Source organism: Pseudomonas sp. IT-P253, assembly GCF_949768125.1.
In the GTDB taxonomy this organism is placed as follows: Bacteria; Pseudomonadota; Gammaproteobacteria; order Pseudomonadales; family Pseudomonadaceae; genus Aquipseudomonas.
Genome location: NZ_CATKPT010000002.1, coordinates 63,197 through 88,903, shown reverse-complemented (window position 1 = coordinate 88,903; position 25,707 = coordinate 63,197). Strand labels below are relative to the sequence as shown.

The window sequence follows — 25,707 nt, the reverse complement described above, 5'->3', positions numbered from 1 at the left end:
CTAGCAGAATGCTCGGACATTCTGCTGGAGATGGCCGGTGAAAGCCCTCGACGAACTGACCTTCGATAATCGCTTTGCCCGCCTGGGCGATACGTTTTCTGTCCACGTGCTACCGGAGCCCATCGATAACCCGCGCCTGGTGGTGGCCAGCCCTGCCGCCATGGCATTGCTGGACCTGGACCCGGCCGAGGCCGAAACTCCGGCGTTCGCCGAGTTGTTCAGCGGCCACAAACTCTGGGCCGACGCCGTGCCTCGGGCGATGGTTTATTCCGGTCATCAGTTCGGTTCCTACAACCCGCAGCTCGGCGACGGCCGCGGCTTGTTGCTGGGCGAGGTCTACAACGAAGCGGGCGAACATTGGGACCTGCACCTCAAGGGCGCTGGTCAGACACCCTTTTCACGCATGGGTGACGGACGGGCTGTACTGCGCTCCTCAATCCGCGAGTTTCTCGCTTCCGAAGCGCTGAACGCCCTGAATATCCCGACCACCCGCGCGCTGTGCGTGATCGGCTCCGACACCGCGGTCTGGCGCGAGAAACAGGAGCGCGCAGCCATGGTCCTGCGCCTGGCGCCGAGCCATGTGCGCTTCGGCCATTTCGAATATTTCTACTACACCAAACGACCCGAGAAGCAGAAAGAACTCGGCGAACACGTGCTGGCGATGCATTTCCCGCAATGCCTGGAACAGCCGGAACCGTACCTGGCCATGTTCCGTGAAATCGTCGAGCGCAACGCCGAACTGATCGCCAAGTGGCAGGCTTACGGCTTCTGCCACGGCGTCATGAACACCGACAATATGTCGATCCTCGGCATCACCTTCGACTTCGGCCCGTTCGCCTTCCTCGACGACTTCGACGCCCACTTCATCTGCAATCACTCTGATGATCAGGGCCGCTATTCCTTCAGCAACCAGGTGCCGATCGGCCAGTGGAACCTCAGCGCGCTGGCCCAGGCCCTGACGCCCTTCATCAGCGTCGAAGCCCTGCGCGAAGCCCTCGGCCTGTACCTGCCGCTGTATCAGGCTCATTACCTGGACCTGATGCGCCGCCGCCTCGGTCTCACCATCGCCGAAGAGGATGACCAGACACTGCTGGAACAGCTGCTGCAATTGATGCAGAACAGCGGCGTCGACTACAGCCTGTTCTTCCGCCGTTTGGGCGATGAGTCAGCCGACCTCGCCGTTGCCCGGTTGCGTGACGACTTTGTCGACATCAAGGGCTTCGATGCCTGGGGCGAACGCTACGTCGCCCGGGTTGCTCGCGAAGGCGACGCTGATCAGGCGCAGCGCCGCAAACGGATGCACGCGGTCAATCCGCTGTACATCCTGCGCAACTACCTGGCGCAGAAAGCTATCGACGCCGCAGGAAGGGGCGACTATTCGGAGGTTCGCCGACTGCACGCAGTGCTGAGCAATCCGTTCGAGGAGCAGCCGGGGATGGAGGGTTATGCCGAGCGTCCGCCGGAGTGGGGCAAGCACCTGGAGATCAGTTGTTCGTCGTGAGGCTCGTCAATCCAGAGGATCGATGGCACTGACGACTCGAGCGACGATGTCAGCCATCGTGACGTCATCCAGCCGCTCAATGAACCTGGCCGAGCCATCATGGACACGTTGTTCAATGTCAAAACTGCGCACCTGATTGCACACGGCGATGCCGTTCGTTTCGTGACCGGAGACGATAACCGCCAGTCCAGAGTTTCGACTGAAGCTCCCGCCACTGGTCACAGGCACAGTCATACTGACGCCCAGGGCGTTGATTTCCCTTGGGGTTATCACCACGAAGCGATGCCGGTTCATCATCTCTCGGCCCGCAACCGGGTTCGGATCAATCCAATAGACATCGCCCCGCTGCGGGGCCTGCCGACGAACCATCAACCCAACTCCCGGCCAACCGGGTCGCCTTCACGTGCAGATGCGGTCTGCGCGTTCAGTTCAACCATTGCTTCGGATCCTTCAAGTAACTGCGCAAGGCTGTAACGTTTGTGAGGAGCGGGCATGACGGGCCGGGCTATCAACTCGCCATCGACCACATTCAGTTCTAACTGTGCCCCCACTTCCAAATGAAGGAGCTTGAGCAAGGTAGGCGGGAGCGTAATCACCGCAGCCCCCCCTTGACGGCGGATTTTGGAAGTCACGGACATGGGATAACTCCTATCCGACAATTGATCGATATCGACTTCTCGACAAGTGCAACAAAAGTAGCACGCAGCTGAAAGCAAAAGCGACCCCCTCATAAAAATCAAAAGTTGTTGAAGTTGCCTCCAGCGTAGCTATAGGCGCCGGATCGAACGCTTGAGAAATGTGTGCGTTTGCGACAGCCGTTACCCAGCATTGGCCTTTGAATACTTGATAAAGATTTGTTTCGACTCCAGATCAGTGCCATAGACAGCCCTTCAATCAGAGACCGACCATGACCGACCCACTCCTCATCCCCTGCCCTCAATGCAACGGCCTCAACCGCATCCCCGCCGAGCGTCTCAACGACCATCCGAAATGCGGTCGCTGCAAGGCCGAGGTATTGCTGAACAAACCGTTCGAATTGAAGCAAGGCGATTACGCCAGTCAGATCAAGGGCGATCTGCCGTTGCTGGTGGATGTGTGGGCGCAGTGGTGTGGGCCGTGCAAATCGTTTGCCCCCGTGTTTGAGCAGGCAGCCGGGCAGTTGGCGGGCAAGTGTCGGTTGGCCAAGCTGGACAGCGAGGCGAACCAGCAATTATCGGCGCAATTGGGAATTCGCTCGATTCCGAGTCTGATTCTGTTCAAGAACGGCCAGGAAGTGGCACGCCAGAGCGGGGCCTTCCCGTTGCCGCAGTTGATGAGCTGGTTGCGCAGCCAAGGGATCTGAATCTGTCCGTAGGAGCGAGCTTGCTCGCGAAGAACTTAAGAGCAACGCGTTTACTCAGGAAAAACGCCGTATCGTTAACGTCCTTCGCGAGCAAGCTCGCTCCTACATGGATCATGGATGTCCGCCGGGATCAGGCGTTTTCGAGAAGGTTGTGCAGCTCGACGAATTGCAGCGTCAGCTTATGTCGCGGGTCCAGGTGGATCAGCGGTGTGTTGGCCTGGTGGGACTCACGCATGCGCACTGAGCTGCCCAAATACACAGACAGCACCGGCAGACCTTCGGCGATCAGTTCGTCGAGGATTTGCTGGGGCAGGCTGGCGCGGCTCTGGAACTGGTTGACGACGATGCCTTCAACTTCCAGCCCTTCGTTGTGGTCTTCCTTTAATTCTTCGATTTCCGCCAGCAGGCCGTAAAGCGCCTGCCGGGAAAAACTGTCGCAATCAAAAGGAATCAGTACCCGATCGGCAGCAATCAACGCCGATACGGCGTAGAAGTTCAACGCTGGCGGGGTGTCGAGGTAAATTCGGTCGTAGTCTTCGGACAACTCATCGAGCAGTTTGCGCAGCTTGTTGATCTTGTGTTTGGCCTCAAGCTTGGGCTGCAAATCGGCCAGCTCGGCGGTCGCCGTAATCAGGTGGAGGTTGTCGAACGGGGTTTCGTAGATATCGACCTGGTTTTTTTTGGAGAACGGTCCGGAAGACAGCGTTTGCTTGAAGAAATCGGCAATGCCCATCGGAATGTCATCACCGGTCAAACCTGTCAGGTACTGAGTGGAGTTGGCCTGGGCATCGAGATCCACCAACAGGGTGCGATAACCCTCGCTGGCGCTGACCGCCGCCAGATTGCAGGCAATGCTGGATTTGCCTACACCACCTTTTTGATTGAACACCACGCGCCGCATGTCAAAACCTCCATGTATCAAAGAATGACCGAGTGTAGTAGTCCACGGCCTCGCTTTGCTACCTCGTCGGCACAAGGACTACACAGTCAATCGCTGGATCAGGATGAAAAAGCCGAATACTCACGGACTGATTGCTAACAGCGCCGACAGACAGGGCGATTACAATGTGGATAATGGTCAGCCGACAGCTTCAGCCGAACCAACCGGTACATTTGACTGAGCAAAATGTAACCAGCATTTGCTACAGGTCCGCCGCACCGGGATAATGCGCGCCACTCGGCGTTTTGCGTCACGTACGGTCTGTCGCTATCTTTGGACTCACCGCGTCAAGAAAGCCCCGCAGGGGCGGGATGAATGTCTGTGATCAACTTCAACATCGCCCAATGGCGCGCGTGGGCCCCGGGGCTCGAAAGCGTGGACGACTGGCAGGCCTGGAGTCGACAACCGGTCGTGCTTGCGAGCAGCGATGCAGCGCCGGATGTCTCGTTTTTGCCGGCCATGCAGCGCCGACGACTCAGCCGTCTGGCGCGGATGGCGTTCAGTGTTGGCTGGCCATTGGCCGAAGGTCGCCACGACCTGCCGTTGGTCTTTATTTCGCGCCACGGCGAAACACCGCGCACCTTCGACATTCTCCGTGATTTGGCCACCGATCAGCCGTTATCGCCGACCCAGTTCAGCCTGTCGGTGCACAATGCGATTATTGGCCTATGGTCGATCATGCGCGGTGAAACCAGCGAAATGACTGCCCTCGCCGCCGCGGGGGATGGCCTTGAACAGGGCATGCTAGAGGCCTGCACTCTCCTTGAGGAAGGCGCACCCGCGGTGCTGGTGGTGGTCACCGAAGAGCAGCCGCCCGAGGCCTATTCGACCTGGATCGACGATGTGCCATTCCCTTACGCGGTCGGCCTGCTGCTGACCCCCGGTAACGACTGGCAGTTGTCGCTGAACAGCGCCCCGAATGAGTTGTCCAAAACCCACTGGCCCCATGCACTGGATCTAGTGCGTACCCTGCTCGACCAGCAGACCACCTGCCAACATGCCTGGAAAAATCGTGTATGGACCTGGCAACGCAACCTGTAACTGAAAAAAACCGCGACGCCTACTACTGGCGCCTGCTGGCGACCGCCGCAAGCTTCACCCTGTTCGGGTTGGGCTGCCTGAGCCTGCGCCTGGTGTTTTTTCCGCTGTTGAGCTGCCTGCCGGGCAATGCCCAGACGCATCGGCAGCGAGCGCGACATACGGTTGCTCGTCTGTTCTGGTTTTTTGTCCGGTTCATGGCGCGTACCGGGGTGCTGACCTACGACATTCAGGGCGCGGAGAACCTCGGCCGACCGGGTCAGATGATCATCGCCAATCACCCCTCGCTGATAGATGTGGTTTTCCTGATCGGCCTGGTACGCCATGCCAATTGCGTGGTCAAGAAAAGCCTCTGGGAGAACCCCTTTACCCGTGGCCCGCTTCACTGCACCGAATACATCAGCAATGACGGCAGCATGGACATGCTCGACAATGCGGCCGACGCGCTGAAAAGCGGTCAGACCTTGATCATCTTTCCCGAAGGGACTCGCACTGCCCCAGGCAAGGCGCCGGCCTTTCATCGGGGGGCAGCGGCGATCGCCCTGCGGGGTGCGAAAATCCTCACCCCGGTCATTATCAAGGTCAGCCCCACCACATTAACCAAGGCAGAACCCTGGTATCGGATCCCAAAACGTCGCGTGCACTTCAGTTTCCGTGTCGGGGCCGATATAGACCCACAGACCTTCGCCACGCAAGGCCCTGCGCCTCAAGCCTCGCGCAAGCTCAACGATTATTTGCATCACTACTTTATTAAGGAGCTCGCCGAAGATGAGCGAACTGCACCGTGAAATAAAACTGTTAATCATCGAGGCCCTGGGTCTTGAAGACATCAACGCCGACGACATCGGCGATGACCAGACGCTGTTCGGTGAAGGCCTGGGCCTGGACTCGGTAGACGCGCTGGAGCTCGGCCTGGCGATCCAGAAAAAGTACGGCATCAAAATCGACGCCGACGCCAAGGACACCCGTGATCACTTCAAAAACGTGGCGAGCCTTGCGGCGTTCGTCACTGCAAAACAGGCAGCTTGAGACCGGACCATGCAAACTCGTGACGACATTTTCAACACCCTGCGCGATGCTCTGGTGGAACTCTTCGAGCTGGATCCCGAGCGTGTCAGCCTTGACTCCAACCTGTATCAAGACCTGGAAATCGACAGCATCGACGCGGTCGACCTGATCGATCACATCAAACGCCAGACCGGCAAAAAAATCGCCGCCGAAGAATTCAAATCGGTGCGTACCGTCAGCGACGTGGTCGAGGCGGTCTACCGTCTGGTTCAACCGGCCGCATGAGCCGGCTGATTGGCCTTGGTCTGCTGCTGGCGGGCCTGCTGTACCCCTTTGCGGTGTATTTCGGCATGGAGCATTTCGCACCGTGGCAGTTCGGCTTGCTGCTGGGCAGCCTGTGGCTGGCGCGCGCGTTGACGGGCGTGCGGCGACCAGGGAGCCTGTGGATGGCCGTTGTCGCCATCGTGTTTTGCCTGTTGCTTGCAGTATTCGACAGCCCGGCCCTCCTGCGCTGGTATCCGGTGCTGATCAGCGGCTTCATGCTGATGCTGTTCGGGTTGAGCCTGAAATACGGCCCGCCGATGGTGGAACGCCTGGCCCGTCTGCGTGAACCCCATTTGCCAGCCAAAGCCATTCGCTATACCCGCCAGGTCACGATTGCCTGGAGTGTATTTTTTCTATGCAACGGCTTGTGCGCCGCCGCCCTGACCCTTTGGGCGCCGCTGAGTTGGTGGATGTTGTACACCGGCCTGATCTCCTATGGATTGATCGGCCTGATGTTTGCCATTGAATGGCTCATACGACAAAGGGTACGAGGCCACCCATGAATTGGATAAAACTTGAGCAATTGTTGCTCAAGGCTCAACCGGAGCGTGCCGTGACGGCCGAACCGACGCTGAATCACGCGCAGCTCTACGAGCAGGCCTTGAGCCTGGCTGCCGGCCTGCAAGCCCAAGGGGTGCGGCGCATTGCCGTGCACCTCGACGATGCCGCCGATCTCGCGATTGCCCTGTTTGGCGCCTGGCGCGCGGGGGTTAGCGTGCTGTTACCCGCCGACCTGCAACCCCAGACTCGCCAGCGCTGGTCGAGCGATGTCGACCTGTGGCTGACCGCTCAGGCTGACGACGCTCACCTGAGCGACTACCGACATCCGCCACTCCCCGGCGCGGCACTCGACCTGGACCTCTGCTCGTTGAGCCTGTGCACTTCCGGCTCCAGCGGTGAGCCCAAGCGAATCGAGAAAACGTTGCGCCAACTGGCCAATGAAGTCGACGCATTGGAGCAACTTTGGGGGGCTGATCTGGGCCCGGCGTGCATGATTGGCAGTGTCGCCACCCAGCACATCTACGGCCTGCTGTTTCGGGTGCTGTGGCCGCTGTGTGCCGGGCGCACGTTTGTGCGCAAGCAACTGGCCTTCCCGGAAGACTTGCAGCGTGCCAGCCGCGAACATCCGGCGTTTGCCTGGGTTGCCAGCCCGGCGTTACTTAAACGTATGGGCGACAACCTCGACTGGCCGGCCTTGAGCGCGGTGCGCCGGGTGTTTTCATCGGGTGGCGCGTTGCCGGTCGAGGCTGCACAACGCTTGTGCGAACGACTGCAACAATGGCCGACGGAAATTCTCGGCAGCTCGGAAACCGGTGGCATTGCCTGGCGTCAGGGTCACGACCTCTGGCAGCCCTTTGCGGGTATCAAATTGAGCCAGGACAGCGATGGCGCACTGCTCATCGCGTCGCCGTACTTGCCGCCGGGCCATATCGAACACACCGCCGACGCTGCGCGGATAGCCGTAGACGGCCGTTTCGAACTGCTCGGACGACTGGACCGGATCGTCAAACTGGAAGAGAAACGTATTTCATTACCGATGCTGGAAAAGGCGCTGATGGACCACGACTGGGTCGCTGAAGCGCGTCTCGGGGTGGTTCAGGAAAACCGCGCTTCACTGGGGGCGTTGCTGGTGCTGAGCGAGGCGGGTTTGCATGCCTTGCGCAATCAGGGTCGACCCAACCTTACGCAAGCGTTGCGTCAACATCTGAGCCAGCATTGCGAAACCCTGGCGCTGCCACGACGCTGGCGCCTGCTGCGGCAACTGCCGCTGACGCCTCAGGGCAAGTTGCCCCAGGCCGACGTTGATGCGCTGCTTCTGGCGCCCCGCCCCAAGGCACCGCAAGTGCTGGAACAGGTCGAAGTCGACGGCGAGTGGAGCCTGCAACTGGCGGTGCCGCCAGACCTTGCCTACTTCAGCGGCCACTTCCCCAAGGCGCCGGTATTGCCCGGTGTGGTACAGGTGGAGTGGGCGCTGAACCTCGGCCAGCAATTGATGGACCTGCCCAAGAAATTCGCCGGCATGGAAGTGCTGAAATTCCAGCAATTGGTGCGCCCGGGCGATGAAATCCAGTTGCACCTGCGCTTCGACCCGGTACGCGGCAAGCTGTATTTCACCTATCGCAATGAAATCGCCACCTGCTCCAGTGGGCGGATTTTGCTGGAGGCTGCCTGTGGGTAAGTTGAGATCTCCTGTAGCAGCTGCCGAAGGCTGCGTCCGAGCGCGAAGCGCTCGCATCTGGAACAGCCCGGTTATTCTGAACGTCCCCCCACTACCGGATGACGACCGCTTCGCGGCCGGACGCAGGCTTCGCCAGCTGCTACAGGGGCGAGGCGCAACCCAACATGCATAACCCCTGCGCCATTGTCCCCGTCTACAACCACGAAACCGCGATCACCGCCGTGGTCGATGCGCTGACTGCGAATGGCCTGCCGTGCATTTTGGTGGACGATGCCAGCAGCCCCGCCTGCGCAAAAGTGCTCGACGATCTGGCCCAACGCGAAATGGTTTACTTGATCCGGCTCACTGCCAACCAGGGCAAGGGCGGCGCGGTCATGACCGGTTTTCGCGAAGCCTCGCGCCTGGGCTTCAGCCATGCCTTGCAGGTGGACGCCGACGGCCAGCACGACCTGCATGATGTCGCGACCTTCATTGAACTCTCACGTACCCATCCGCGAGCAGTGATTTGCGGTTATCCGCAATACGACGCCAGTGTGCCGAAAGGTCGTTTGTACGCCCGTTACCTGACGCACGTCATGGTCTGGATCAACACGCTTTCATTGCAGATTCGCGATTCCATGTGCGGCTTCCGCATCTATCCATTGCCCCCGACCCTGGCGCTGATTGACTCGGCCAGGATCGGTAAACGCATGGACTTCGACTCGGACATTCTGGTGCGACTGGCCTGGCGCAACCTGCCGATGCAGTGGCTGCCCGTCAAGGTCCACTACCCTCTGGATGGTGTTTCACATTTCCGGATGTTCTACGACAACGTACTGATTTCGAGCATGCACACCCGGCTGTTCTTCGGCATGTTGCTGCGGGCCCCGATGATTCTCTGGCGGCGGTGGCGAGCATGAGCCTCAACGCCGACAAAGAACACTGGGCCGACCGTCAGGAGCGCGGCAGTTTCTGGCTGATGAAGCTCACCGCATTCGGCGCCAAAGTACTCGGTCGCAGGCTGTTGAGCCCGCTGTTGTACGGCATCGTCCTGTACTTTTTCCTGTTCGGGCGCAGCGCCCGCCACAGCGCCTGGCAATACCAGCAGCGCCTCGCGGACTGGAGCGGTCGCAGCGACTTGCGCCCGACCCATTGGCGGGTGTTCGGTCAGTTCATGGCCTTTGCCGACTCCATGCTCGACAAGCTCGACGTGTGGAACGGCAAGTTGAGCATCGAGCAGATTGAAATCATCGACTCGGCCTTACTGCGCAATCAGCTGCGCGGCACGCGGGGGCAGATGCTGGTGGGCGCGCACCTGGGCAATCTCGAAGTCTGCCGCGCGCTGGCAGAGATCGGCGAAAAGGTGACAATGAATGTGCTGGTGCACACCAAGCACGCCGAGCAGTTCAACCGCTTGCTGGGTGAAGCCGGGGCGACCAATCTGCGGCTGATTCAGGTCAGCGAGCTGGACCCGCTGATCATGCTGCAACTGCATGAACGCCTGGAACGCGGCGAATGGCTGGCGATTGCCGGTGACCGCGTACCGCTGCATGGCGGGCGTAGCGTGACCGTGGACTTCCTCGGCCATCAAGCCGCGTTCCCGCAGGGGCCGTGGCTGCTGGCCGGTTTGCTGAAGTGCAAGGTCAATCTGCTGCTGTGCTTGAAGAAGCCGACAGGCGATTATCGACTGACCCTCGAACCGTTCACCGAGGCTGTGGTGTGGAAGCGCAGTGACCGCGAGCAGGTCATTCATCAGTGGGCTTCGCGCTACGCCGAACGCTTGAGTCACTATTGCCTCGAAGCACCTCAACAATGGTTCAACTTTTACCCTTTCTGGAAGACCGATGACGACGCCAACGCTTGAGCCGGTAACCTTCGGCGAACTCCCTTTGCGCATTGAAGACGTGCTGGCCCTGGCCAACCGTCAGGTGCCGACGCTGTTGCAGAGCGATCCCGCGTACCGCGAGCGCATTGCCAAGGGCGCGCGATTCCTCGATTCCCTATTGGACAAGGAAGGCGTGATTTATGGCGTGACCACCGGTTACGGCGATTCCTGCGTGGTTGCGGTGCCGTTGCATCATGTCGAAGCGCTGCCCCGTCACCTGTACACGTTTCACGGCTGCGGGCTGGGCAAACTGCTCGACGCACAAGCCACCCGCGCAGTACTCGCGGCGCGTTTGCAGTCGCTGTGCCACGGCGTTTCCGGGGTCCGTATAGAACTGCTGGAGCGCCTGCAGGCCTTCCTCGAACACGACATCCTGCCGCTGATCCCGGAAGAAGGTTCGGTGGGTGCCAGCGGTGACTTGACGCCGTTGTCCTATGTGGCCGCGACCCTGTCCGGCGAGCGCGAAGTGATGTTCCGTGGCGAACGCCGACAGGCTGCCGACGTGCACCGTGAACTCGGTTGGCAGCCGTTGGTGCTGCGCCCCAAAGAAGCCCTGGCGCTGATGAACGGCACCGCCGTCATGACCGGCCTCGCCTGCCTGGCCTACGCCCGCGCCGATTATCTGCTGCAACTGGCCACCCGCATTACCGCGCTGAACGTGGTCGCGCTGCAAGGCAATCCGGAACACTTCGACGAGCGCCTGTTCGCCGCAAAACCGCATCCAGGGCAGATGCAAGTCGCCGCGTGGCTGCGCAAGGATCTGGCGATCGACGCACCGACCGCGCCGCTGCATCGCCTGCAAGACCGCTATTCCCTGCGTTGCGCGCCGCACGTCCTCGGGGTTTTGGCCGACAGCCTGAACTGGCTGCGCTCGTTCATCGAGATCGAGTTGAACAGCGCCAATGACAACCCGATCATCGATGCCGAAGCCGAACGCGTCCTGCACGGCGGCCACTTCTACGGCGGCCACATCGCGTTCGCCATGGACAGCCTGAAAAACCTGGTGGCCAATGTCGCCGACCTGCTGGACCGCCAACTCGCGCTGCTGGTGGACGAGCGTTACAACCATGGTTTGCCGAGCAACTTGTCCGGCGCCACCGCTGATCGCGCGATGCTCAACCACGGCTTCAAGGCCGTGCAGATCGGCACCAGCGCCTGGACCGCCGAAGCACTGAAAAACACCATGCCGGCCAGCGTGTTCTCGCGCTCCACCGAATGCCACAACCAGGACAAAGTGAGCATGGGCACCATCGCCGCCCGCGATGCGATCCGCGTGCTGGAGCTGACCGAACAGGTCGCCGCCGCCACGCTGCTCGCCGCCAACCAAGGCGTGTGGCTGCGCAGCAAGGCCGAAGACGCGCGCCCATTGCCACCGGCCCTCGCCGCCATGCATGAAGAACTGGCCAGGGACTTCCCGCCGGTCATCGAAGACCGCGCGCTGGAAGGCGAATTGCGCTTGTGCCTGAAACGTATCGCCGAACAACACTGGAGGCTGCATGCGTAGCAAGGGAGTGCTTCATACCGATACGGAAATCCTCGTGCCGTTCTTCGACGTCGACACCATGAACGTCGTCTGGCACGGCCATTACATTAAATACCTGGAAGTCGCTCGCTGCGCATTGCTGGACAAGATCGGCCATAACTACACTGCGATGGTCGAGTCGGGTTATGCCTGGCCGGTGATCGACCTGCAACTGCGCTACGTACGCGGTGCCGTATTCGGCCAGAAGCTGAATGTGCGAGCGAATCTGGTGGAGTGGGAGAACCGTCTGAAAATCAGTTACCTGATCAGCGATCTGCAGACCGGCGAACGCCTGACCCGCGCCAGTTCCGTGCAAGTCGCTGTCGACATGAGCAACCGCGAAATGCAGCTGGCCTCGCCGAAAGTCTTCACTGACGCCGTTGAAAGGATTCTGGCATGAACCCGCTGATGACCCTCTGTAGCAGCTGGCGAAGCCTGCGTTCGACTGCGCAGCAGTCGCCCCGCGTTTCGCCTGATGCACCACAAGCGCAGGCTTTACGACGGCTTCGCCGCCGAACGCAGCCTCGCGGGCTCGGCAGCTGCTACGGGATCGTGGCGGCGCTGGTATTGATGTTGGGTTGCACGTCGCTGGCGCAGGCATTCGATCTGCAACAGCTCAGCGATCAACTGGCGAAACCCGATGTGATCCATGGCAATTTCGTTCAGGAAAAACACCTGCGCGCCCTGCCGCAGCCGTTGACCAGCACGGGCACGTTCGTCCTCGCTAAAAACCATGGCCTGCTGTGGTTGCTGAAAACCCCGCTGCAACAGGATTACCGCATCAACGCCAACGGCATCGCACGACGCGATGCCAATGGTTGGCAAATGCTGCCCGGCAAAAGCGCAGGCGCCGAGCAGAACCGCTTGTTCCTGGCCGTGCTGCAAGGCGATAGCAGCGGGCTGCAACGTGACTTCGACCTGTCGCTGAGCGGCGATGCCCAGAACTGGAAGCTGACGCTGCTTCCTCGTTCAATGCTGCTCAAACAGGTGTTCACTCAAATCAATATCGCTGGCGGTGAGTTGGTGCAGACCATCGAGCTGCTGGAAACCCAGGGTGACAGCACTCTGTTGCGCATGCAGGGCAGCACCAGCGACCGACCATTGAGCGACCCGGAGCAGCATGACTTTGCCGAGTGAACGGAATCTTCCGCGACTGTTTCTGCTCCTGCTGCTGGCGGTGCTCGCGCTCGCCGGTTGGCAATGGCGTAACGGCGCACCGCTGTCGGCCAACCTGATGGAACTGGTGCCCGGCACCGCACCGGACGCCTTGGAACTGCGCGCCGAACAACGCATGCAAGAACCGCTGAACCGCGAAATGCTGGTGCTGGTCGGCCACGCCGATCGCCAGCAAGCCATCACCATGGCGCAGAAACTGGGCGAGCAGTGGCAGGCCAGCGGCTTGTTCGAAAAGGTCCAGTGGACCCTGCAAGCGGACTTGCCGGCGCTGCGCACGCAATTGCTCCAAGGCCGTCTGGCGATGCTCTCGACGGCGGACCGCCAGCAACTGATCGAGCATCCCGACGCGTTTATCCAGCAGCGCGTGCAAGCCCTGTTCGACCCGTTCACCGGCTTCAGTCTGGTGCCGAGCCAGGACGACTGGCTGGGCCTGACCGGGCGCATCCAGAACAGCCAGCCGCAACACGGCTCGGTGCAACTGGACATCGGCAGCGGCGCGCTGGTTGCCGATGCCGACGGCAAGAGTTGGGTGCTGCTGCGGGCACGCACGACCGGCAACGCCTTTGACATGAACCTGCCGCTGCAAGTGGCCGAGTTGCTCAAACACAGCCGCGAAGAAGCCGCCCAGGCGAATGTACAAGTGCTCGCTGCCAGCGGCTTGCTCTATGCGGCCAACGGGCAAAAGCAAGCCACGCGCGAAATCACCTGGGTCGGTGGTGGAGCCACGCTGGGGATTCTGCTGCTGTTGCTGCTGGCCTTCCGGCGTTTTCGGGTGTTGCTGGCCTTCGTCCCGGTGCTGGCAGGCATGCTGTTTGGCGCGGTGACCTGCGTGGCGATGTTCGGCCATATGCATGTGATGACGCTGGTGCTCGGCTCCAGCCTGATCGGGGTTGCAGTGGATTACCCGCTGCATTACCTGTCCAAGAGCTGGAGCCTGAAACCCTGGCACAGTTGGCCGGCATTGCGCCTGACGTTGCCGGGCCTGACGCTAAGCCTGATCACCAGTTGCATAGGCTATCTGGCGCTGGCATGGACACCGTTTCCGGCGCTGACCCAGATTGCCGTGTTCTCCGCCGCCGGCCTGGTCGGCGCCTACTTGTCTGCCGTATGCCTGTTGCCGGCACTGCTCAAGGGCACGGATTTACGTCCCGCGCAGTGGATGCTGCGCGTCTCCGCGTTTTTGGTGAACCTGCGTGAAACACTGCTCAAATACGTGAGTACCCCGATTTTGCTCGCACTGCTGATCGCTTTCTGTGTCGGCGGTCTGGTACAGCTCGACAGCAAAAACGACATCCGCCAGTGGATCGGTACACCGCAACAGTTGACCGACGAGGCCCAGACCATTGCGCGCATCACCGGCTATCAACCCACCAGTCAATTTTTCCTGGTGCACGCGAGCAATCAGCAGCAATTGCTGGAGCGCCAAACCGCGTTGAACGAGCGCCTCGATCAGTTAATCAACCTGAACAAACTCCAGGGCTATCTCTCGCTGAATCAACTGGTCAGCCAGCCGAGCGAACAACGACGAGTGCGTGAAGCGCTGAACAAGCTACCGCTATTCTGGCAACCCCTGCTCAACGTCGGCGTGCCGCTCGCAGCGCTGCAAGCGGAGTTGACGAAGTTGCAGGCGCTGCCCACCGAAGACATCGATTCGGCGCTGGTCGGTCCATTGGCGGAACCCTATCGCACGTTGTGGCTGGGGCTCACCGAAGACGGCGTGGCAGCGATGGTCAGCCTGCAAGGCCTGAACAACCCTGCACTGTTGCAAGCTCAGGCATTGGGCTTGCCAGGCGTGCAGTTGGTGGATCGTCTCGGTGAGTTGAACAGTGTTTTCGCCGCGACGCAGATCAGTGCTGCAGAATTGAAACTCGCCTCCTGCGTGTTGATCGTGCTGGTGCTGATCCTGCCATTCGGCCTCGGCGGCGCGCTGCGAATTGTCGCTCTGCCATTGCTGGCCGCCCTTTGCAGCCTCGCCAGTCTCGGCTGGCTCGGTCAGCCGCTGACACTGTTCAGCCTGTTCGGCCTGCTGCTGGTAACGGCGATCAGCGTCGACTACGCGATCCTCATGCGCGAACAGGTCGGCGGCGCCGCCGTGAGCCTGCTGGGCACCTTGCTGGCGGCACTGACCACGTGGCTGTCGTTTGGATTGCTGGCGGTGTCGAGCACGCCGGCGGTGAGCAACTTCGGTTTATCGGTGAGCCTCGGTCTGGCGTTCAGCTTCATACTCGCGCCGTGGGCCGGTCGTCACGTCCATCCGGCGCCTGTTGCGGAGTCGGCAGCATGACGGTCGTCCTGTTCTGGGTGATGGCCCTGGCGTTATTCGCCGTTGCCACGCGGGTCGGTCGTCACGTTGGCTTGATCCCGATCGTCAGCCAGTTGCTGTTGGCGACCGTCGGCTTGCCGCTGTTGATGTACTTCTGGATCGAACCGGGCTGGCAACTGAGTGGCGCCGAACTGATCGCACCGGTCTGGCTGAAAAACCTCTACAGCCTGAGTTTTGCCTTGCTGCTGGGGAACATTCTCAGCGACGTCATCGATCTGCGACTCGACCGTCAAAGCGTAAAAATCGCGTTGCCGAGTTTCTGCATTCCGTTCGCCTGCGGGCTGGCGACGGCGGTGTGGCTGTTGCCGGCGCAGCCGTGGATCAGCTCGTTGGCGGTCGGCCTGCTGTTCGCCATTACCGCGATTCCGGTGTTGTATTTGTACCTGCGGCACATCAACTACCCGCCAGCCGCCACCCGGCGACTGGTGCAGACCGCGATTCTCATCGACCTCACCTGCTGGACCCTGTTCGCCATCGCACAGGGCAGCTTGCACCTGAGCAGTCTGTTGCTGCCGCTGGCGGGGGCTTGCCTGCCGTTGCTGCTGCGCCTGCTGGGTCTGCGCCAACCGCTGCTGCACACCGGCAGCTTTTTCGCACTGTTGGTGGTCGCTGAACACTTCAAGCTCAATGCGCTGATTTTCGGTATTGGCTATCTGCTATGCATGGCCGCGCTCAAGGTGCCGCTGGTACTGCCGTTGCCGGTGCGATGGATGATTCGCCTACAGACGTACATCGCGATCCCGCTGATCCTCACGTTCGGCATCGTGCAGATCAACGTTCATAGCGCCATGGACAGCCTCGGCTGGGCACAACTGGCGGCACTGCTGCTGTTGCCGATTGCCAGCAAACTGCTGGGCAACTGGCTGGGCCTCGGCTGGGCCGGCGCTTCGTTTGAAGGGGCCAGTCGCTGGCGGGAAAGTATCCTGCTGAACATCCGTGGCTTGAGTGAGATCGTCTTTCTCAACCTGCTGCTGCAACAACAGCTCATCAGCCCGGCGCTGTATTTTGCGCTGATGCTGATGGGCCTGATCGCAACACTGCTGCCGGCACTCGCCGGCATGCACCGAACCCCCATAACCATCGCCGTCCCGGCAAGGAGCCCCCATGCCAACAGTTGAAATGGAACGTCGTCAGGTGGTGGTCATCGGCGCGGGCCCCTCGGGGGCCATCGCCGCGGCGCTGCTCAAGCGCAAAGGTCACGATGTGCTGATGATCGAGCGCCAGCATTTCCCACGGTTTTCCATCGGCGAAAGCCTGTTGTCGCATTGCCTGGATTTCGTTGAAGAAGCCGGCATGCTTGAAGCCGTGAACGCGGCCGGTTTCCAGCTGAAAACCGGTGCGGCATTTGCGTGGGGCGAGCAGTACAGCGCCTTCGATTTCGGTGACACCTTCAGCAACGGCAAGCCGACCACTTTTCAGGTTCTGCGCGCTGATTTCGACAAACTGCTGGCCGATCAGGCCGCCCTGCAGGGTGTGGAAGTTCGCTACGGCGAAGCGATTGTCAGCGTTGACATCGACCGGGTAAAACCGCAGCTCGGCGTGCGCCGTGAGGACGGCAGCGAATACCGCATCGAAGCTGATTTCATGCTCGATGCCAGCGGTTATGGCCGTGTGTTGCCACGCCTGCTGGACCTTGATTCACCGTCGAATTTCCCGGTGCGTCAGGCGGTGTTCACGCACATCGAAGACCATATCGACAGCCCGACATTCGAACGGGAAAAGATCCTCATCACCACGCACCCGACCCAGCGCGATGTCTGGTTCTGGACCATCCCGTTCAGCAATGGCCGCTGCTCGGTCGGCGTGGTTGCAGCTGCCGAACACTTCGAAGGTCGTGCTGAAAACCTGGATGACTGCCTGCGCGGTTTCATTGCCGAGACGCCAAGCCTGTCCGGGGTGCTGAACAATGCGGTTTGGGATACGCCGGCGCGCACCATCGGCGGCTATTCGGCCAACGTCAAAACCCTGCATGGTCCGGGGTTTGCGCTGTTGGGCAACGCGGCGGAATTCCTCGACCCGGTGTTTTCCTCTGGTGTGACCATCGCCATGCGCTCGGCGAGCATGGCCGCTGCGGTTCTACACCGTCAGTTGCAGGGCGAAAGCGTCGACTGGCAGACCGAGTTTGCCGAGCCGCTCAAGCGCGGCGTCGACACGTTCCGCTGCTACGTCGAAGGCTGGTACGCCGGGACGTTCCAGGATGTGATTTACCATGAGGGCGGCTCACCGGATATTCGTCGAATGATCTGTTCGATCCTCGCCGGTTATGCCTGGGACGAGCGCAATCCGTTTGTCACCGAACCGAAACGCCGGCTGCGGATGCTGTCAGAACTCTGTGCCAGGGATGTCACATGAGCTACTTGAGCGACACCTACGTTGAAGAAACCCGCTTCGGTTTGTGGTTCCTGCGCAGCCATACCTGGCAGCACCGTGTGCTGCGGGTCGCGATCAACGATTTGCGCAGCCTGTTCAGCGAGCCGCTGCCTCGCGATGCGGTGCTTTTAGATGCCGGTTGCGGGCAAGGCAAGTCGTTCCAGCACTTGCACCAGACCTTTGCGCCGCAGCGGCTGATCGGGGTGGATGCCGACCCGCACAGCCTGTCCCTGAGCAACGAAGAAGCCATGCGTCGATGCATGGACGTGGAGCTGATCGGCAGCGACTGCGCAACGCTTGCCGTGCCGGATTCCAGCGTCGATCTGCTGTTCTGTCACCAGACCTTCCACCACCTGGTGGAGCAGGAACGGGCATTGGCCGAGTTCTACCGCGTGCTCAAGCCCGGCGGTTATTTGCTGTTCGCCGAATCCACTGAGGCTTACATTGATACGTGGGTGATTCGCTGGCTGTTCCGCCACCCGATGCAGGTGCAGAAGAGCGCTGACGGCTATCTGGCGATGATTCGTCGGCAGGGTTTCGAATTTGGCCCGCACAACGTGTCTTATCCGTATTTATGGTGGAGCCGTGCCAAGGATTTCGGCCTGCTCGAACGCTTGGGTCTGCGCCAGCCAAAACCCATTGGCCAACGGGAAGAAACCCTGGTCAACGTGGTTGCGCGCAAACCCCTGGAAGGTGTTGTTTGATGCTTAGTGCAACTCATACCTGTGGGAGCGAGCCTGCTCGCGAAAGCGGTGTGTCAGTCAATATCATTGGTGAATGTAAGACCGCATTCGCGAGCAGGCTCGCTCCCACAGGGACTGCAAACATTCTGCGATTTCTGCTACTTGGCGCTGTCCTATTGTTGAGTGCTTGCGCCAGCCAGCCGCCGCTGCCCGAGCGAACCCCTAGCCTGTCGTTGCCGCTGCAATTGCACATTCAACGCTTGCAGGCAGATCAACGTCTGGACTGGGTGCTGGTGATCCAGCGTGAAGGCCCTGGCATTCGCTGGTCGATGATGGACCTGCTGGGCATTCCTCAGGCCCGCCAAAAGCTGATTGATGGACAGTGGCAAGCCGACGGCCTGCTGCCGCCCAATCCGGAAGCCCGGGAGCTGTTCGCGGCGCTGCTGTTTGCGTTGACGCCCAAGGATGAACTGTCGGGCAACTACCCCGCCGCCTGGCAACATGGCGCACAAAGAGCCCTCCCAACACGCTGGGATGTTCGTTATTCACAACCCTTGAGCTTTGAATTGAACCTGCCCAAAGGTCCGAAGTATCAAGTCACACCCCTGAGCGGGGAGGCACCATGACCGCCTATCTGAATGCCCTCGGGATGATCTGCGCCCTGGGGCGTGGCAAGCACGAAGTCGCCCGTAACCTGTTTGCCGGCGACTGCTCCGGCATGCGTAGCGAGACCGGTTGGGTCGCGGAGCGAGCGTTACCGGTGGCGGCCGTGCAAGGTGCGTTGCCACCGATACCAGCCGAACTGATTGAGCAAGCCAGCCGTAATAACCAATTGTTGCTGGAAGCCGCGCTGCAAATTCGCGAAGACATCGACCAGGCAATCCAGACCTATGGTCGTGGCCGTATCGGTATCGTCCTGGGCACCAGCACCTCGGGCATTGAAGAAGCCAGCTGCGGGTTGGCCCATTACATCCGCGAACATGAATTCCCTGCCGAGTACAACTATCAGCAACAGGAGCTCGGCGCACCGGCAAATTTCCTCGCCGACTGGCTGCAATTGAGCGGCCCGGCCTACGTGATTTCCACAGCCTGCACCTCCAGCGCCCGAGCACTGATGAGTGCCCAGCGACTGCTGGACCTCGGCGTGTGCGATGCGGTGTTGTGCGGCGGTGTCGACAGCCTGTGCAAGCTGACCCTCAATGGCTTCTCGGCACTGGAAGCGGTGAGCGGGCAGCGTTGCAATCCGTTCTCGGTGAACCGTAACGGGATCAACATTGGCGAAGCCGCCGTGCTGTTCCTGATGAGCAAAAGCGCTGGCGACAAGCCGCCGATTGCCCTGTTGGGCAGTGGCGCCAGCTCCGACGCACACCACATTTCCGCACCGGAACCGAACGGCCGCGGTGCTCAACAAGCCATGCAAAAGGCCTTGGCCCGCGCGAACCTGCAACCCGATCAAATCGGCTACCTGAACCTCCACGGCACCGCCACTCAACACAACGACGCCATGGAAAGCCTGGCCGTCGCGGCAGTGTTTCCTGAAGGCGTGCCGTGTTCGTCGACCAAACCCATGACCGGGCACACCCTCGGCGCTGCCGGCGCGCTGGAAGCGGCGTTCTGCTGGTTGAGCCTGAGCCAGGACAACCGCGGGCATCAGTTGCCGCCACACGTCTGGGACGGTCAACCCGACCCCGAGTTGCCACCCCTGAAATGGGTGACCCCGACCGATCGCCTGACGTCCATTGCACCTCGCTATCTGATGAGCAATTCCTTTGCCTTCGGTGGCAACAACGTCAGCCTGATTATCGGAGACGCACCATGATTGACTGGCCGCTCGCCGAACTGCTGCCCCACGCAGGCGACATGATCCTCATCGAACAGATCCTGTCGTTCGATGACGAGCAGATTTATACCCGTCTCACCGTCAGGCCCGACGGCCTGTTCAGTCTCCCCGACGGCAGCCTGCCGGCCTGGGTCGGCATCGAACTGATGGCCCAGAGCGTAGCGGCATACGCTGGCTGTCATGCGCGCCAGCGCGGCGATGCGGTGGCACTGGGCTTCCTGCTGGGCACCCGTAAATTCGAATGCAACGTCGAGCATTTCCCCGCCGGCACCGAGTTGACGATCCACGGGATTCGCTCATTGGAAGACGACAACGGCATGGGCGTGTTCGAATGTCATATCAACGCCCCCGGCATTCACGCCACCGCCCGTCTGAACGTGTTTCGTCCGCCTCAGGCCGCTCAATACCTTCATGAATCCCCAGGAGTCCAGTCATGACTGAATCCGTACTGGTCACCGGTTCCAGCCGTGGCATTGGCCGCGCTATCGCTTTACGACTGGCGCAGGCCGGGCATGACATCGTGCTGCATTGCCGCAGCGGTCTGTCCGACGCTGTCGCAGTGAAGGCCGAGGTGGAAGCCTTGGGTCGCCATGCGCGCATTCTGCAATTCGACGTGTCCGACCGCGCCAGTTGCAAAGCCGTTCTCGAAGCCGACGTAGAAGCCCACGGCGCCTATTACGGCGTGGTGTTGAACGCTGGCCTGACGCGCGACGGTGCTTTTCCGGCGCTGAGCGAGGATGATTGGGACGTCGTAATGCGCACCAACCTCGACGGTTTCTACAACGTGCTGCACCCGGTGATGATGCCGATGATTCGTCGTCGCGCGGCCGGGCGAATTGTCTGTATCACCTCGGTTTCGGGGTTGATCGGCAACCGTGGCCAGGTCAACTACAGCGCCTCCAAGGCCGGTCTGATCGGCGCAGCAAAAGCGTTGGCGATCGAACTGGGCAAGCGCAAAATTACCGTTAACTGCGTCGCACCCGGCTTGATCGACACCGCCATGCTCGATGAAAACGTGCCGGTGGAAGAACTGATGAAAATGATCCCCGCACAACGCATGGGCACCCCTGAAGAGGTGGCCGGCGCGGTGAATTTCCTGATGTCGGCGGAAGCGTCGTACATCACCCGGCAGGTTCTGGCCGTCAATGGAGGCCTGTGCTGATGAAGCGCGTCGTCGTCACCGGCATGGCCGGCATCACCTCACTGGGCAGCGATTGGGAGACCATCGCCGGCAACTTCGCGGCCAACCGCAGCGGCATTCGCCGGATGGACGAGTGGGATCGTTTTACTGAACTCAACACCCGTCTGGCGGGGCCCATCGATGACTTCAAGGTGCCAAGCCACTGGACCCGCAAGCAACTGCGCAGCATGGGCCGCGTATCGCGCCTGGCGGTCGGCGCGGCTGAGCAGGCGCTGGCCGATGCCGGGCTGCTGGGCGACGAGTCGATCAAGGACGGGCGCATGGGCGTCTCGTGCGGCTCCTCCACCGGCAGCACCGACGAGATCAAGGCGTTCGGCAAGATGCTGCTCAACTCGGTGGCCGAAGGCCTGAACGCCAACTCCTACGTGCGCATGATGCCGCACACCACGGCGGCGAACATCAGCATCTTCTTCGGCCTTACCGGCCGGCTGATCCCGACTTCCAGCGCCTGCACCAGCGGCAGCCAGGGCATCGGCTACGCCTACGAGTCGATCAAGTTCGGCCGCCTGCCCCTGATGCTCGCCGGCGGTGCCGAAGAGCTGTGCCCCACCGAAGCCATGGTCTTCGACGCACTCTACGCCACCAGCCTGAAAAACGACGCCCCGCAGACCAGCCCGCGCCCGTATGACAAAGGACGCGACGGCCTGGTGATCGGCGAAGGCGGCGGCATGCTGGTACTGGAAGAGCTGGAACACGCCCTGGCTCGCGGTGCCCGCATCCATGCAGAACTCGTCGGTTTCGGCAGCAACGCCGATGGCCAGCACGCCACTCGCCCAGAGCTGGTCACCATGCGCCGAGCCATGGAACTGGCCCTGGAAGACGCCGGCCTGCAGCCTTCGGACATCGGCTACGTCAACGGTCACGGCACCGCGACTGAACAAGGCGACATCGCCGAAACCCTGGCCACCAGCAGCCTGTTCGGCGAGCACATGCCGATCAGTTCGCAAAAGAGCTTCCTCGGCCACACCCTCGGCGCCTGCGGCGCACTCGAATCCTGGTTCAGCATCGAAATGATGAATCGCGACCTATACGCCCACACCTTCAACCTCGACGACGTCGATCCGCAATGCGGCAAGCTTGATTACCTGCGCGGCGAGTTTCGGCAGATGAGTAATCAGTACGTGATGAACAATAATTTTGCGTTTGGCGGGGTGAATACGTCGCTGATTTTCAAGCGCTGGGCATAAGCAAAATCAAAAGATCGTCCGAAGGCTCAGGCCGCGTCCGGACGATCTTTTTATGCCCCCAGCAAAAAAATGACATAACCGAAAAACGGAGACCGTCATTTCCGAAACGCACTGTAATGATGGAAGAACTTGATTGAGCCAGGGACGCAGGCATTAAAACAAGCATCCTTTTCACGTTAAGCTGATAGTGCCACTTAAGCGGTGTACTTAATTTAAACAGCTCTTGAAGTGTGGCAACTTTACATCCCGGTAGAAAACTCAGGCGGATGTTTGATTGTCGGTCGTATCGTACTCAAGGCTTCATCGTATTGACAAAGTATATGCAAAGCCCAGTCGGCACGTGCGCGGATGCGCATATCATTTTCGTCTGAAGGACATTCGCTGTTCAACATCGATTCAACGTTTCTTATAATCAATTGTTCAGGCAAATACAGGATCCGGCTATTTTTGTAGCTTGAAGCACGCAACTCTGTAATTGGGTAGGCTCCCCCAAGTCCAGCCGAAACACCCACTAAAAGCGTGGGCTTATGTCCTAGTTCTCCGAGCCCTGCGTACAAAAAGAAGTTCTTCAGGGCCGGGCAAGCCATGCCATTCCACTCAGGGCTAATCACGATCAATGCGGTTGCTTTTTTGAGGATCGCTTGCTGGACACTCCAGACTTTCTGAGTGTCTTCTTCTGGCCAAAGCGGTAGCGGACTAGAAGCCAGGTCTATCAGTTCGCTTGAGTCACAAAGCTCGAGTGCTTCTAATCGGTCGCGCAGATAATTGGCAACCTTGACTGATTGACTGTTGGATCTATTCGATCCAGACAACAGAACGATATGGCGGCTCATTGTGCCACCTTCTGTTTAGCGTTGCTTACCTTGGGTACGGTGCGGTGGGAGCGGACGATTGGCCAGAACAATTCTTCTTTCCAGCTTATCGGTGACAAGTGTTCGATACCGTATGCTGGCGGACGCCTACGGGTAATTTTGGCTGTGCCGAACAACACGTCCCATAAAAATAACATGTTACCGAAATTGCCTTTGTAGTGCGTCACGCCATCCTCGGCAGTCAAACCGTGATGCGCAGAGTGAGTGGATGGCGTGGAGATGGTTCGCTCCAGAACCCAGATAAGTGGGCGAAAAGCGCGGATGCGATAAAGTTTGTCGTCCCACGTAACGCTGCTGTGTGCCGCGAAGATCACAGTCATTTTAAGAATCAAATAAACGTAATAAACGGGTGCAAGCCCCAGATAAATCAACACACCAGATAGCCAGATACCCGGCATCAAAAGGTAGTAGAAACTGTTGTTGCGATAGACGATGCGGACGCTCATATAGGGCGCAGAATGATGTGCACGATGCAATGCATAAAGGGCGGGAACCCGATGAGTCAGGCGATGCCACCAATATTGGGTCATGTCATCCAGCAGTAGAAACAATGCAAATCCTGCAACCCAAGGAATTCCGGACAACGCGCCCTTCATATCCGGGATGGCCTGATTTAATATCGAACCACTTAGCCACATGACTAAAGGGAATGTGACCATCACTAATAAACCGGAGCCGACGACTTCAATGAGTACGTCACGCTTACTACCTGACGACTGACGAAACGAGGAGCAGGCAAGTTCCAGCAAAATGAAGCCAAGGAAAATCCCGGCCACTATCACAGCAGGGTGATTGACGAGCATTGTTATATTCATGGCACTCTCGATTTAGGCCCTTACGGGCAATGCCTTGTCATTAGAGACCCAGGAGCAAGCCCACCCAATGCGCGAAATGGACAGAATTGAGCTAGAACCGGCCAACCACCCGCCCCAGCGCTTTCATCGCGGCAGGCTGGGCCAGGTGCTGGAGCGCTTCCTTGATAGCCAAGTCTTGCGAAAAACCACGGATTACAGCCTGATCGAACTGAATCAGCTATGGCGTGAGGCGGCGCGCATTGACCCGGCTATCGGGTTAAAACTGTTCGCGCTGTTCACGCCTCAGGACTGGCACGTGTTGGCTTATCTTTGCCTGTACAGTCCCGACGTTTTGTCGTCCATGCACCTTTGGGCCAAGTACGCACCGCTTGCCTCAGACACTGATAGTGTGAAATTGGTGAGCGACGAAAACGGTGTCGGAGTCGAACTGTGCGTCGATGCGCCAGGCGAGTTGGCGCGATATGTCGTCGAACACTACGGCGCAATGTCCATCGCGCAGTTACGACGGGGAACGGGACAGGATGTGCAGCCAGTGCTGGCCAAATTCATTCATTCGCGACCCACGTATTACAAACAGTACACCCAGTGGTTTGGCAATCATATCGAGTTTGACTGCACGGCTAACTGCCTCTATTTCGATGCTCGAAGCTTGAGCCTGCCGATGCAGACCCGTCATCACGGGATGTTGGAGTTATTGACTCAGGAGCTGGATCGAAGGATTGCCGCACACCGTAACTTCAGCGGTTGGTCAGCCAAGGTTGCTGAAGGTGCGCGACGGTCTCTGGCGAGAGGTGAAACTCCAAATCTGGACCATCTGGCAAAGGCACTGCACCAGACGCCCAGAACATTACGCAGGCGTCTGGATGAGCAGGGCACGACCTTCAGACAATTACTCGATCAGATTCGCGCAGAACTGGAACTGCATCTTGAAATGCAGGGAGAGTCGTTAACGGAAATTGCAGCTCAATTGGGCTACAGCGATTTGACCGCTTATCTCCACGCAAGAAGTCGATGGCGTGACAGGAAATAAGGTGGCCACCCGAATATTTCGAGCCTGCCATTGATTTATCCTCAGCGTCTCATAAGCCCCTTTCGGGAGTCCCAGTGCCCTGACGCATCAGGGTGGATCTAGGTTATCCAACACACGGTTTACTGCCAGCTCCCCCAACATGATCGACTGCTGAATCCCCAGCAGTGTGTTGCATTGTGATCCTTCCAGATACCTAGCGAAATCACTGGCCATGACGTTGGCTGACGCCAGGGATTCACAGGCGTATTCGAGCAAGGTCTGGTTGTCGATTTCGGGGGCGATGAGGAAGATGTTGCTTGGTTGGCGTGTGTCAGAATCGGTTGATTCAAATGGAGTGACCGGATCAGAGTCCGGTGGGTTCTGGCGTAGTTCTAGGCAACGACGCAACGTCGTGTAGCCCTCAGGACAAGGGCATTTTGATGCAAAACATCGCAGCCCCCAAAGCCCAATACCAGGCCACAGCCAAATCCAGGCAATTCTCCTCGCACCACA

29 protein-coding genes are annotated in these 25,707 nt (G+C 59.7%); 23 read left to right on the top strand and 6 right to left on the bottom strand.

From position 1 onward, the window contains the following. Window positions 1–37: 37 nt before the first annotated feature. The gene (gene selO, locus ACM6IR_RS01135) at window positions 38–1,501 is read left to right on the top strand and encodes a protein adenylyltransferase SelO (protein ID WP_414905989.1); all 1,464 of its coding nucleotides are present in this window, start codon (window positions 38–40) and stop codon (window positions 1,499–1,501) included. 6 nt (window positions 1,502–1,507) lie between these two features. On the opposite strand, the gene ACM6IR_RS01130 is transcribed toward selO, so the two are convergent. Together ACM6IR_RS01130 and ACM6IR_RS01125 are read right to left on the bottom strand one after the other, a co-directional pair. After that, entirely contained in the window at window positions 1,508–1,870 is a 363-nt protein-coding gene (locus ACM6IR_RS01130; protein ID WP_201115216.1) for a type II toxin-antitoxin system PemK/MazF family toxin, read from the bottom strand. Next, a complete protein-coding gene (locus ACM6IR_RS01125) occupies window positions 1,870–2,139 on the bottom strand; it encodes an AbrB/MazE/SpoVT family DNA-binding domain-containing protein (RefSeq protein WP_414905988.1) in 270 nt (89 codons plus the stop codon). Before ACM6IR_RS01125 ends, ACM6IR_RS01130 begins: the two co-directional genes overlap by 1 nt. A gap of 269 nt (window positions 2,140–2,408) precedes the next feature. Here ACM6IR_RS01125 and trxC point away from each other — a divergent pair, with 269 nt between their 5' ends. Continuing rightward, window positions 2,409–2,843, top strand: a complete 435-nt coding sequence (gene trxC / locus ACM6IR_RS01120; protein ID WP_414905987.1) for a thioredoxin TrxC — start codon at window positions 2,409–2,411, stop codon at window positions 2,841–2,843. Between the two features lie 130 nt (window positions 2,844–2,973). Here the strand turns inward: trxC and ACM6IR_RS01115 are convergent, their stop codons facing one another. Beyond that, the gene (locus tag ACM6IR_RS01115) at window positions 2,974–3,744 is read right to left on the bottom strand and encodes a ParA family protein (RefSeq protein WP_414905986.1); all 771 of its coding nucleotides are present in this window, start codon (window positions 3,742–3,744) and stop codon (window positions 2,974–2,976) included. Between the two features lie 354 nt (window positions 3,745–4,098). Between ACM6IR_RS01115 and ACM6IR_RS01110 the strand changes: the two genes are divergently transcribed. The 20 genes from ACM6IR_RS01110 to ACM6IR_RS01015 all read left to right on the top strand — a co-directional run bounded on the left by ACM6IR_RS01110 (window position 4,099) and on the right by ACM6IR_RS01015 (window position 22,498). Beyond that, entirely contained in the window at window positions 4,099–4,824 is a 726-nt protein-coding gene (locus tag ACM6IR_RS01110; RefSeq protein ID WP_414905985.1) for a beta-ketoacyl synthase chain length factor, read from the top strand. After that, window positions 4,800–5,609: a lysophospholipid acyltransferase family protein gene (locus tag ACM6IR_RS01105; RefSeq protein WP_414905984.1), complete on the top strand. Its 810-nt coding sequence runs from the start codon at window positions 4,800–4,802 to the stop codon at window positions 5,607–5,609. The genes ACM6IR_RS01110 and ACM6IR_RS01105 overlap by 25 nt, the downstream gene beginning before the upstream one ends. After that, window positions 5,590–5,850: a phosphopantetheine-binding protein gene (locus ACM6IR_RS01100; RefSeq protein WP_414905983.1), complete on the top strand. Its 261-nt coding sequence runs from the start codon at window positions 5,590–5,592 to the stop codon at window positions 5,848–5,850. The genes ACM6IR_RS01105 and ACM6IR_RS01100 overlap by 20 nt, the downstream gene beginning before the upstream one ends. 9 nt (window positions 5,851–5,859) lie before the next feature. After that, window positions 5,860–6,114 carry an acyl carrier protein gene (locus ACM6IR_RS01095; protein ID WP_008025124.1) on the top strand — a complete coding sequence of 85 codons (255 nt, stop codon included), beginning with the start codon at window positions 5,860–5,862 and terminating at the stop codon, window positions 6,112–6,114. Next, entirely contained in the window at window positions 6,111–6,656 is a 546-nt protein-coding gene (locus tag ACM6IR_RS01090; RefSeq protein WP_414905982.1) for a hypothetical protein, read from the top strand. Before ACM6IR_RS01095 ends, ACM6IR_RS01090 begins: the two co-directional genes overlap by 4 nt. Continuing rightward, a complete protein-coding gene (locus ACM6IR_RS01085; protein WP_414905981.1) occupies window positions 6,653–8,332 on the top strand; it encodes an AMP-binding protein in 1,680 nt (559 codons plus the stop codon). The genes ACM6IR_RS01090 and ACM6IR_RS01085 overlap by 4 nt, the downstream gene beginning before the upstream one ends. Window positions 8,333–8,496: 164 nt before the next feature. Beyond that, window positions 8,497–9,231 carry a glycosyltransferase family 2 protein gene (locus ACM6IR_RS01080; protein ID WP_414905980.1) on the top strand — a complete coding sequence of 245 codons (735 nt, stop codon included), beginning with the start codon at window positions 8,497–8,499 and terminating at the stop codon, window positions 9,229–9,231. After that, the gene (locus tag ACM6IR_RS01075; protein WP_414905979.1) at window positions 9,228–10,175 is read left to right on the top strand and encodes a glycosyl transferase; all 948 of its coding nucleotides are present in this window, start codon (window positions 9,228–9,230) and stop codon (window positions 10,173–10,175) included. The genes ACM6IR_RS01080 and ACM6IR_RS01075 overlap by 4 nt, the downstream gene beginning before the upstream one ends. Continuing rightward, complete coding sequence (locus ACM6IR_RS01070) at window positions 10,156–11,700, top strand: HAL/PAL/TAL family ammonia-lyase (protein WP_414905978.1); 1,545 nt, start codon at window positions 10,156–10,158, stop codon at window positions 11,698–11,700. Before ACM6IR_RS01075 ends, ACM6IR_RS01070 begins: the two co-directional genes overlap by 20 nt. Beyond that, on the top strand, window positions 11,693–12,118 hold the full coding sequence (locus ACM6IR_RS01065) for an acyl-CoA thioesterase (protein ID WP_414905977.1): 426 nt from the start codon (window positions 11,693–11,695) through the stop codon (window positions 12,116–12,118). Before ACM6IR_RS01070 ends, ACM6IR_RS01065 begins: the two co-directional genes overlap by 8 nt. Before the next feature lie 170 nt (window positions 12,119–12,288). Continuing rightward, a complete protein-coding gene (locus ACM6IR_RS01060; RefSeq protein WP_414906027.1) occupies window positions 12,289–12,855 on the top strand; it encodes an outer membrane lipoprotein carrier protein LolA in 567 nt (188 codons plus the stop codon). Beyond that, window positions 12,839–15,178 carry an MMPL family transporter gene (locus tag ACM6IR_RS01055; RefSeq protein WP_414905976.1) on the top strand — a complete coding sequence of 780 codons (2,340 nt, stop codon included), beginning with the start codon at window positions 12,839–12,841 and terminating at the stop codon, window positions 15,176–15,178. Before ACM6IR_RS01060 ends, ACM6IR_RS01055 begins: the two co-directional genes overlap by 17 nt. Further along, a complete protein-coding gene (locus tag ACM6IR_RS01050; protein WP_414905975.1) occupies window positions 15,175–16,335 on the top strand; it encodes a sodium:proton antiporter in 1,161 nt (386 codons plus the stop codon). Before ACM6IR_RS01055 ends, ACM6IR_RS01050 begins: the two co-directional genes overlap by 4 nt. After that, on the top strand, window positions 16,322–17,569 hold the full coding sequence (locus tag ACM6IR_RS01045; protein ID WP_414905974.1) for an NAD(P)/FAD-dependent oxidoreductase: 1,248 nt from the start codon (window positions 16,322–16,324) through the stop codon (window positions 17,567–17,569). Before ACM6IR_RS01050 ends, ACM6IR_RS01045 begins: the two co-directional genes overlap by 14 nt. After that, entirely contained in the window at window positions 17,566–18,291 is a 726-nt protein-coding gene (locus tag ACM6IR_RS01040) for a class I SAM-dependent methyltransferase (protein WP_414905973.1), read from the top strand. Before ACM6IR_RS01045 ends, ACM6IR_RS01040 begins: the two co-directional genes overlap by 4 nt. Then, complete coding sequence (locus ACM6IR_RS01035) at window positions 18,291–18,896, top strand: hypothetical protein (protein ID WP_414905972.1); 606 nt, start codon at window positions 18,291–18,293, stop codon at window positions 18,894–18,896. The genes ACM6IR_RS01040 and ACM6IR_RS01035 overlap by 1 nt, the downstream gene beginning before the upstream one ends. Then, entirely contained in the window at window positions 18,893–20,089 is a 1,197-nt protein-coding gene (locus tag ACM6IR_RS01030) for a beta-ketoacyl-[acyl-carrier-protein] synthase family protein (RefSeq protein ID WP_414905971.1), read from the top strand. Before ACM6IR_RS01035 ends, ACM6IR_RS01030 begins: the two co-directional genes overlap by 4 nt. Beyond that, the gene (locus tag ACM6IR_RS01025; RefSeq protein WP_414905970.1) at window positions 20,086–20,547 is read left to right on the top strand and encodes a hotdog family protein; all 462 of its coding nucleotides are present in this window, start codon (window positions 20,086–20,088) and stop codon (window positions 20,545–20,547) included. The genes ACM6IR_RS01030 and ACM6IR_RS01025 overlap by 4 nt, the downstream gene beginning before the upstream one ends. Continuing rightward, window positions 20,544–21,272 carry a 3-oxoacyl-ACP reductase FabG gene (gene fabG / locus ACM6IR_RS01020; RefSeq protein WP_414905969.1) on the top strand — a complete coding sequence of 243 codons (729 nt, stop codon included), beginning with the start codon at window positions 20,544–20,546 and terminating at the stop codon, window positions 21,270–21,272. Before ACM6IR_RS01025 ends, fabG begins: the two co-directional genes overlap by 4 nt. Then, the gene (locus ACM6IR_RS01015; RefSeq protein ID WP_414905968.1) at window positions 21,272–22,498 is read left to right on the top strand and encodes a beta-ketoacyl-ACP synthase; all 1,227 of its coding nucleotides are present in this window, start codon (window positions 21,272–21,274) and stop codon (window positions 22,496–22,498) included. Before fabG ends, ACM6IR_RS01015 begins: the two co-directional genes overlap by 1 nt. 239 nt (window positions 22,499–22,737) lie before the next feature. Here the strand turns inward: ACM6IR_RS01015 and ACM6IR_RS01010 are convergent, their stop codons facing one another. Beyond that, a complete protein-coding gene (locus ACM6IR_RS01010) occupies window positions 22,738–23,331 on the bottom strand; it encodes an NADPH-dependent FMN reductase (protein WP_414905967.1) in 594 nt (197 codons plus the stop codon). Beyond that, window positions 23,328–24,185, bottom strand: coding sequence for a sterol desaturase family protein (locus tag ACM6IR_RS01005; protein ID WP_414905966.1), 858 nt, complete (start codon window positions 24,183–24,185; stop codon window positions 23,328–23,330). The genes ACM6IR_RS01010 and ACM6IR_RS01005 overlap by 4 nt, the downstream gene beginning before the upstream one ends. Before the next feature lie 67 nt (window positions 24,186–24,252). Here ACM6IR_RS01005 and ACM6IR_RS01000 point away from each other — a divergent pair, with 67 nt between their 5' ends. Beyond that, window positions 24,253–25,215 carry an AraC family transcriptional regulator ligand-binding domain-containing protein gene (locus ACM6IR_RS01000; RefSeq protein WP_414905965.1) on the top strand — a complete coding sequence of 321 codons (963 nt, stop codon included), beginning with the start codon at window positions 24,253–24,255 and terminating at the stop codon, window positions 25,213–25,215. Between the two features lie 87 nt (window positions 25,216–25,302). Here ACM6IR_RS01000 and ACM6IR_RS00995 read toward each other — a convergent pair whose 3' ends face one another. Then, entirely contained in the window at window positions 25,303–25,602 is a 300-nt protein-coding gene (locus ACM6IR_RS00995; RefSeq protein ID WP_414905964.1) for a DUF6124 family protein, read from the bottom strand. Window positions 25,603–25,707 lie beyond the last annotated feature (105 nt).

What these genes read in the sequence shown, in the direction of transcription:
- ACM6IR_RS01110 (WP_414905985.1), top strand. Translation starts at nt 4,099, where the DNA reads ATGTCTGTGATCAACTTCAACATCGCCCAATGGCGCGCGTGGGCCCCG.
- ACM6IR_RS01010 (WP_414905967.1), bottom strand. Translation starts at nt 23,331, where the DNA reads ATGAGCCGCCATATCGTTCTGTTGTCTGGATCGAATAGATCCAACAGT.
- ACM6IR_RS01130 (WP_201115216.1), bottom strand. Translation starts at nt 1,870, where the DNA reads ATGGTTCGTCGGCAGGCCCCGCAGCGGGGCGATGTCTATTGGATTGAT.
- ACM6IR_RS01040 (WP_414905973.1), top strand. Translation starts at nt 17,566, where the DNA reads ATGAGCTACTTGAGCGACACCTACGTTGAAGAAACCCGCTTCGGTTTG.
- ACM6IR_RS01085 (WP_414905981.1), top strand. Translation starts at nt 6,653, where the DNA reads ATGAATTGGATAAAACTTGAGCAATTGTTGCTCAAGGCTCAACCGGAG.
- trxC (WP_414905987.1), top strand. Translation starts at nt 2,409, where the DNA reads ATGACCGACCCACTCCTCATCCCCTGCCCTCAATGCAACGGCCTCAAC.
- ACM6IR_RS01065 (WP_414905977.1), top strand. Translation starts at nt 11,693, where the DNA reads ATGCGTAGCAAGGGAGTGCTTCATACCGATACGGAAATCCTCGTGCCG.
- ACM6IR_RS01035 (WP_414905972.1), top strand. Translation starts at nt 18,291, where the DNA reads ATGCTTAGTGCAACTCATACCTGTGGGAGCGAGCCTGCTCGCGAAAGC.
- ACM6IR_RS01115 (WP_414905986.1), bottom strand. Translation starts at nt 3,744, where the DNA reads ATGCGGCGCGTGGTGTTCAATCAAAAAGGTGGTGTAGGCAAATCCAGC.
- ACM6IR_RS01100 (WP_414905983.1), top strand. Translation starts at nt 5,590, where the DNA reads ATGAGCGAACTGCACCGTGAAATAAAACTGTTAATCATCGAGGCCCTG.
- ACM6IR_RS01070 (WP_414905978.1), top strand. Translation starts at nt 10,156, where the DNA reads ATGACGACGCCAACGCTTGAGCCGGTAACCTTCGGCGAACTCCCTTTG.
- ACM6IR_RS01060 (WP_414906027.1), top strand. Translation starts at nt 12,289, where the DNA reads ATGTTGGGTTGCACGTCGCTGGCGCAGGCATTCGATCTGCAACAGCTC.
- ACM6IR_RS01025 (WP_414905970.1), top strand. Translation starts at nt 20,086, where the DNA reads ATGATTGACTGGCCGCTCGCCGAACTGCTGCCCCACGCAGGCGACATG.
- ACM6IR_RS01095 (WP_008025124.1), top strand. Translation starts at nt 5,860, where the DNA reads ATGCAAACTCGTGACGACATTTTCAACACCCTGCGCGATGCTCTGGTG.
- ACM6IR_RS01000 (WP_414905965.1), top strand. Translation starts at nt 24,253, where the DNA reads ATGCGCGAAATGGACAGAATTGAGCTAGAACCGGCCAACCACCCGCCC.
- ACM6IR_RS01030 (WP_414905971.1), top strand. Translation starts at nt 18,893, where the DNA reads ATGACCGCCTATCTGAATGCCCTCGGGATGATCTGCGCCCTGGGGCGT.
- ACM6IR_RS01015 (WP_414905968.1), top strand. Translation starts at nt 21,272, where the DNA reads ATGAAGCGCGTCGTCGTCACCGGCATGGCCGGCATCACCTCACTGGGC.
- fabG (WP_414905969.1), top strand. Translation starts at nt 20,544, where the DNA reads ATGACTGAATCCGTACTGGTCACCGGTTCCAGCCGTGGCATTGGCCGC.
- ACM6IR_RS01055 (WP_414905976.1), top strand. Translation starts at nt 12,839, where the DNA reads ATGACTTTGCCGAGTGAACGGAATCTTCCGCGACTGTTTCTGCTCCTG.
- ACM6IR_RS01080 (WP_414905980.1), top strand. Translation starts at nt 8,497, where the DNA reads ATGCATAACCCCTGCGCCATTGTCCCCGTCTACAACCACGAAACCGCG.
- ACM6IR_RS01125 (WP_414905988.1), bottom strand. Translation starts at nt 2,139, where the DNA reads ATGTCCGTGACTTCCAAAATCCGCCGTCAAGGGGGGGCTGCGGTGATT.
- ACM6IR_RS01005 (WP_414905966.1), bottom strand. Translation starts at nt 24,185, where the DNA reads ATGAATATAACAATGCTCGTCAATCACCCTGCTGTGATAGTGGCCGGG.
- ACM6IR_RS01090 (WP_414905982.1), top strand. Translation starts at nt 6,111, where the DNA reads ATGAGCCGGCTGATTGGCCTTGGTCTGCTGCTGGCGGGCCTGCTGTAC.
- ACM6IR_RS01050 (WP_414905975.1), top strand. Translation starts at nt 15,175, where the DNA reads ATGACGGTCGTCCTGTTCTGGGTGATGGCCCTGGCGTTATTCGCCGTT.
- ACM6IR_RS01075 (WP_414905979.1), top strand. Translation starts at nt 9,228, where the DNA reads ATGAGCCTCAACGCCGACAAAGAACACTGGGCCGACCGTCAGGAGCGC.
- ACM6IR_RS01105 (WP_414905984.1), top strand. Translation starts at nt 4,800, where the DNA reads ATGGACCTGGCAACGCAACCTGTAACTGAAAAAAACCGCGACGCCTAC.
- ACM6IR_RS01045 (WP_414905974.1), top strand. Translation starts at nt 16,322, where the DNA reads ATGCCAACAGTTGAAATGGAACGTCGTCAGGTGGTGGTCATCGGCGCG.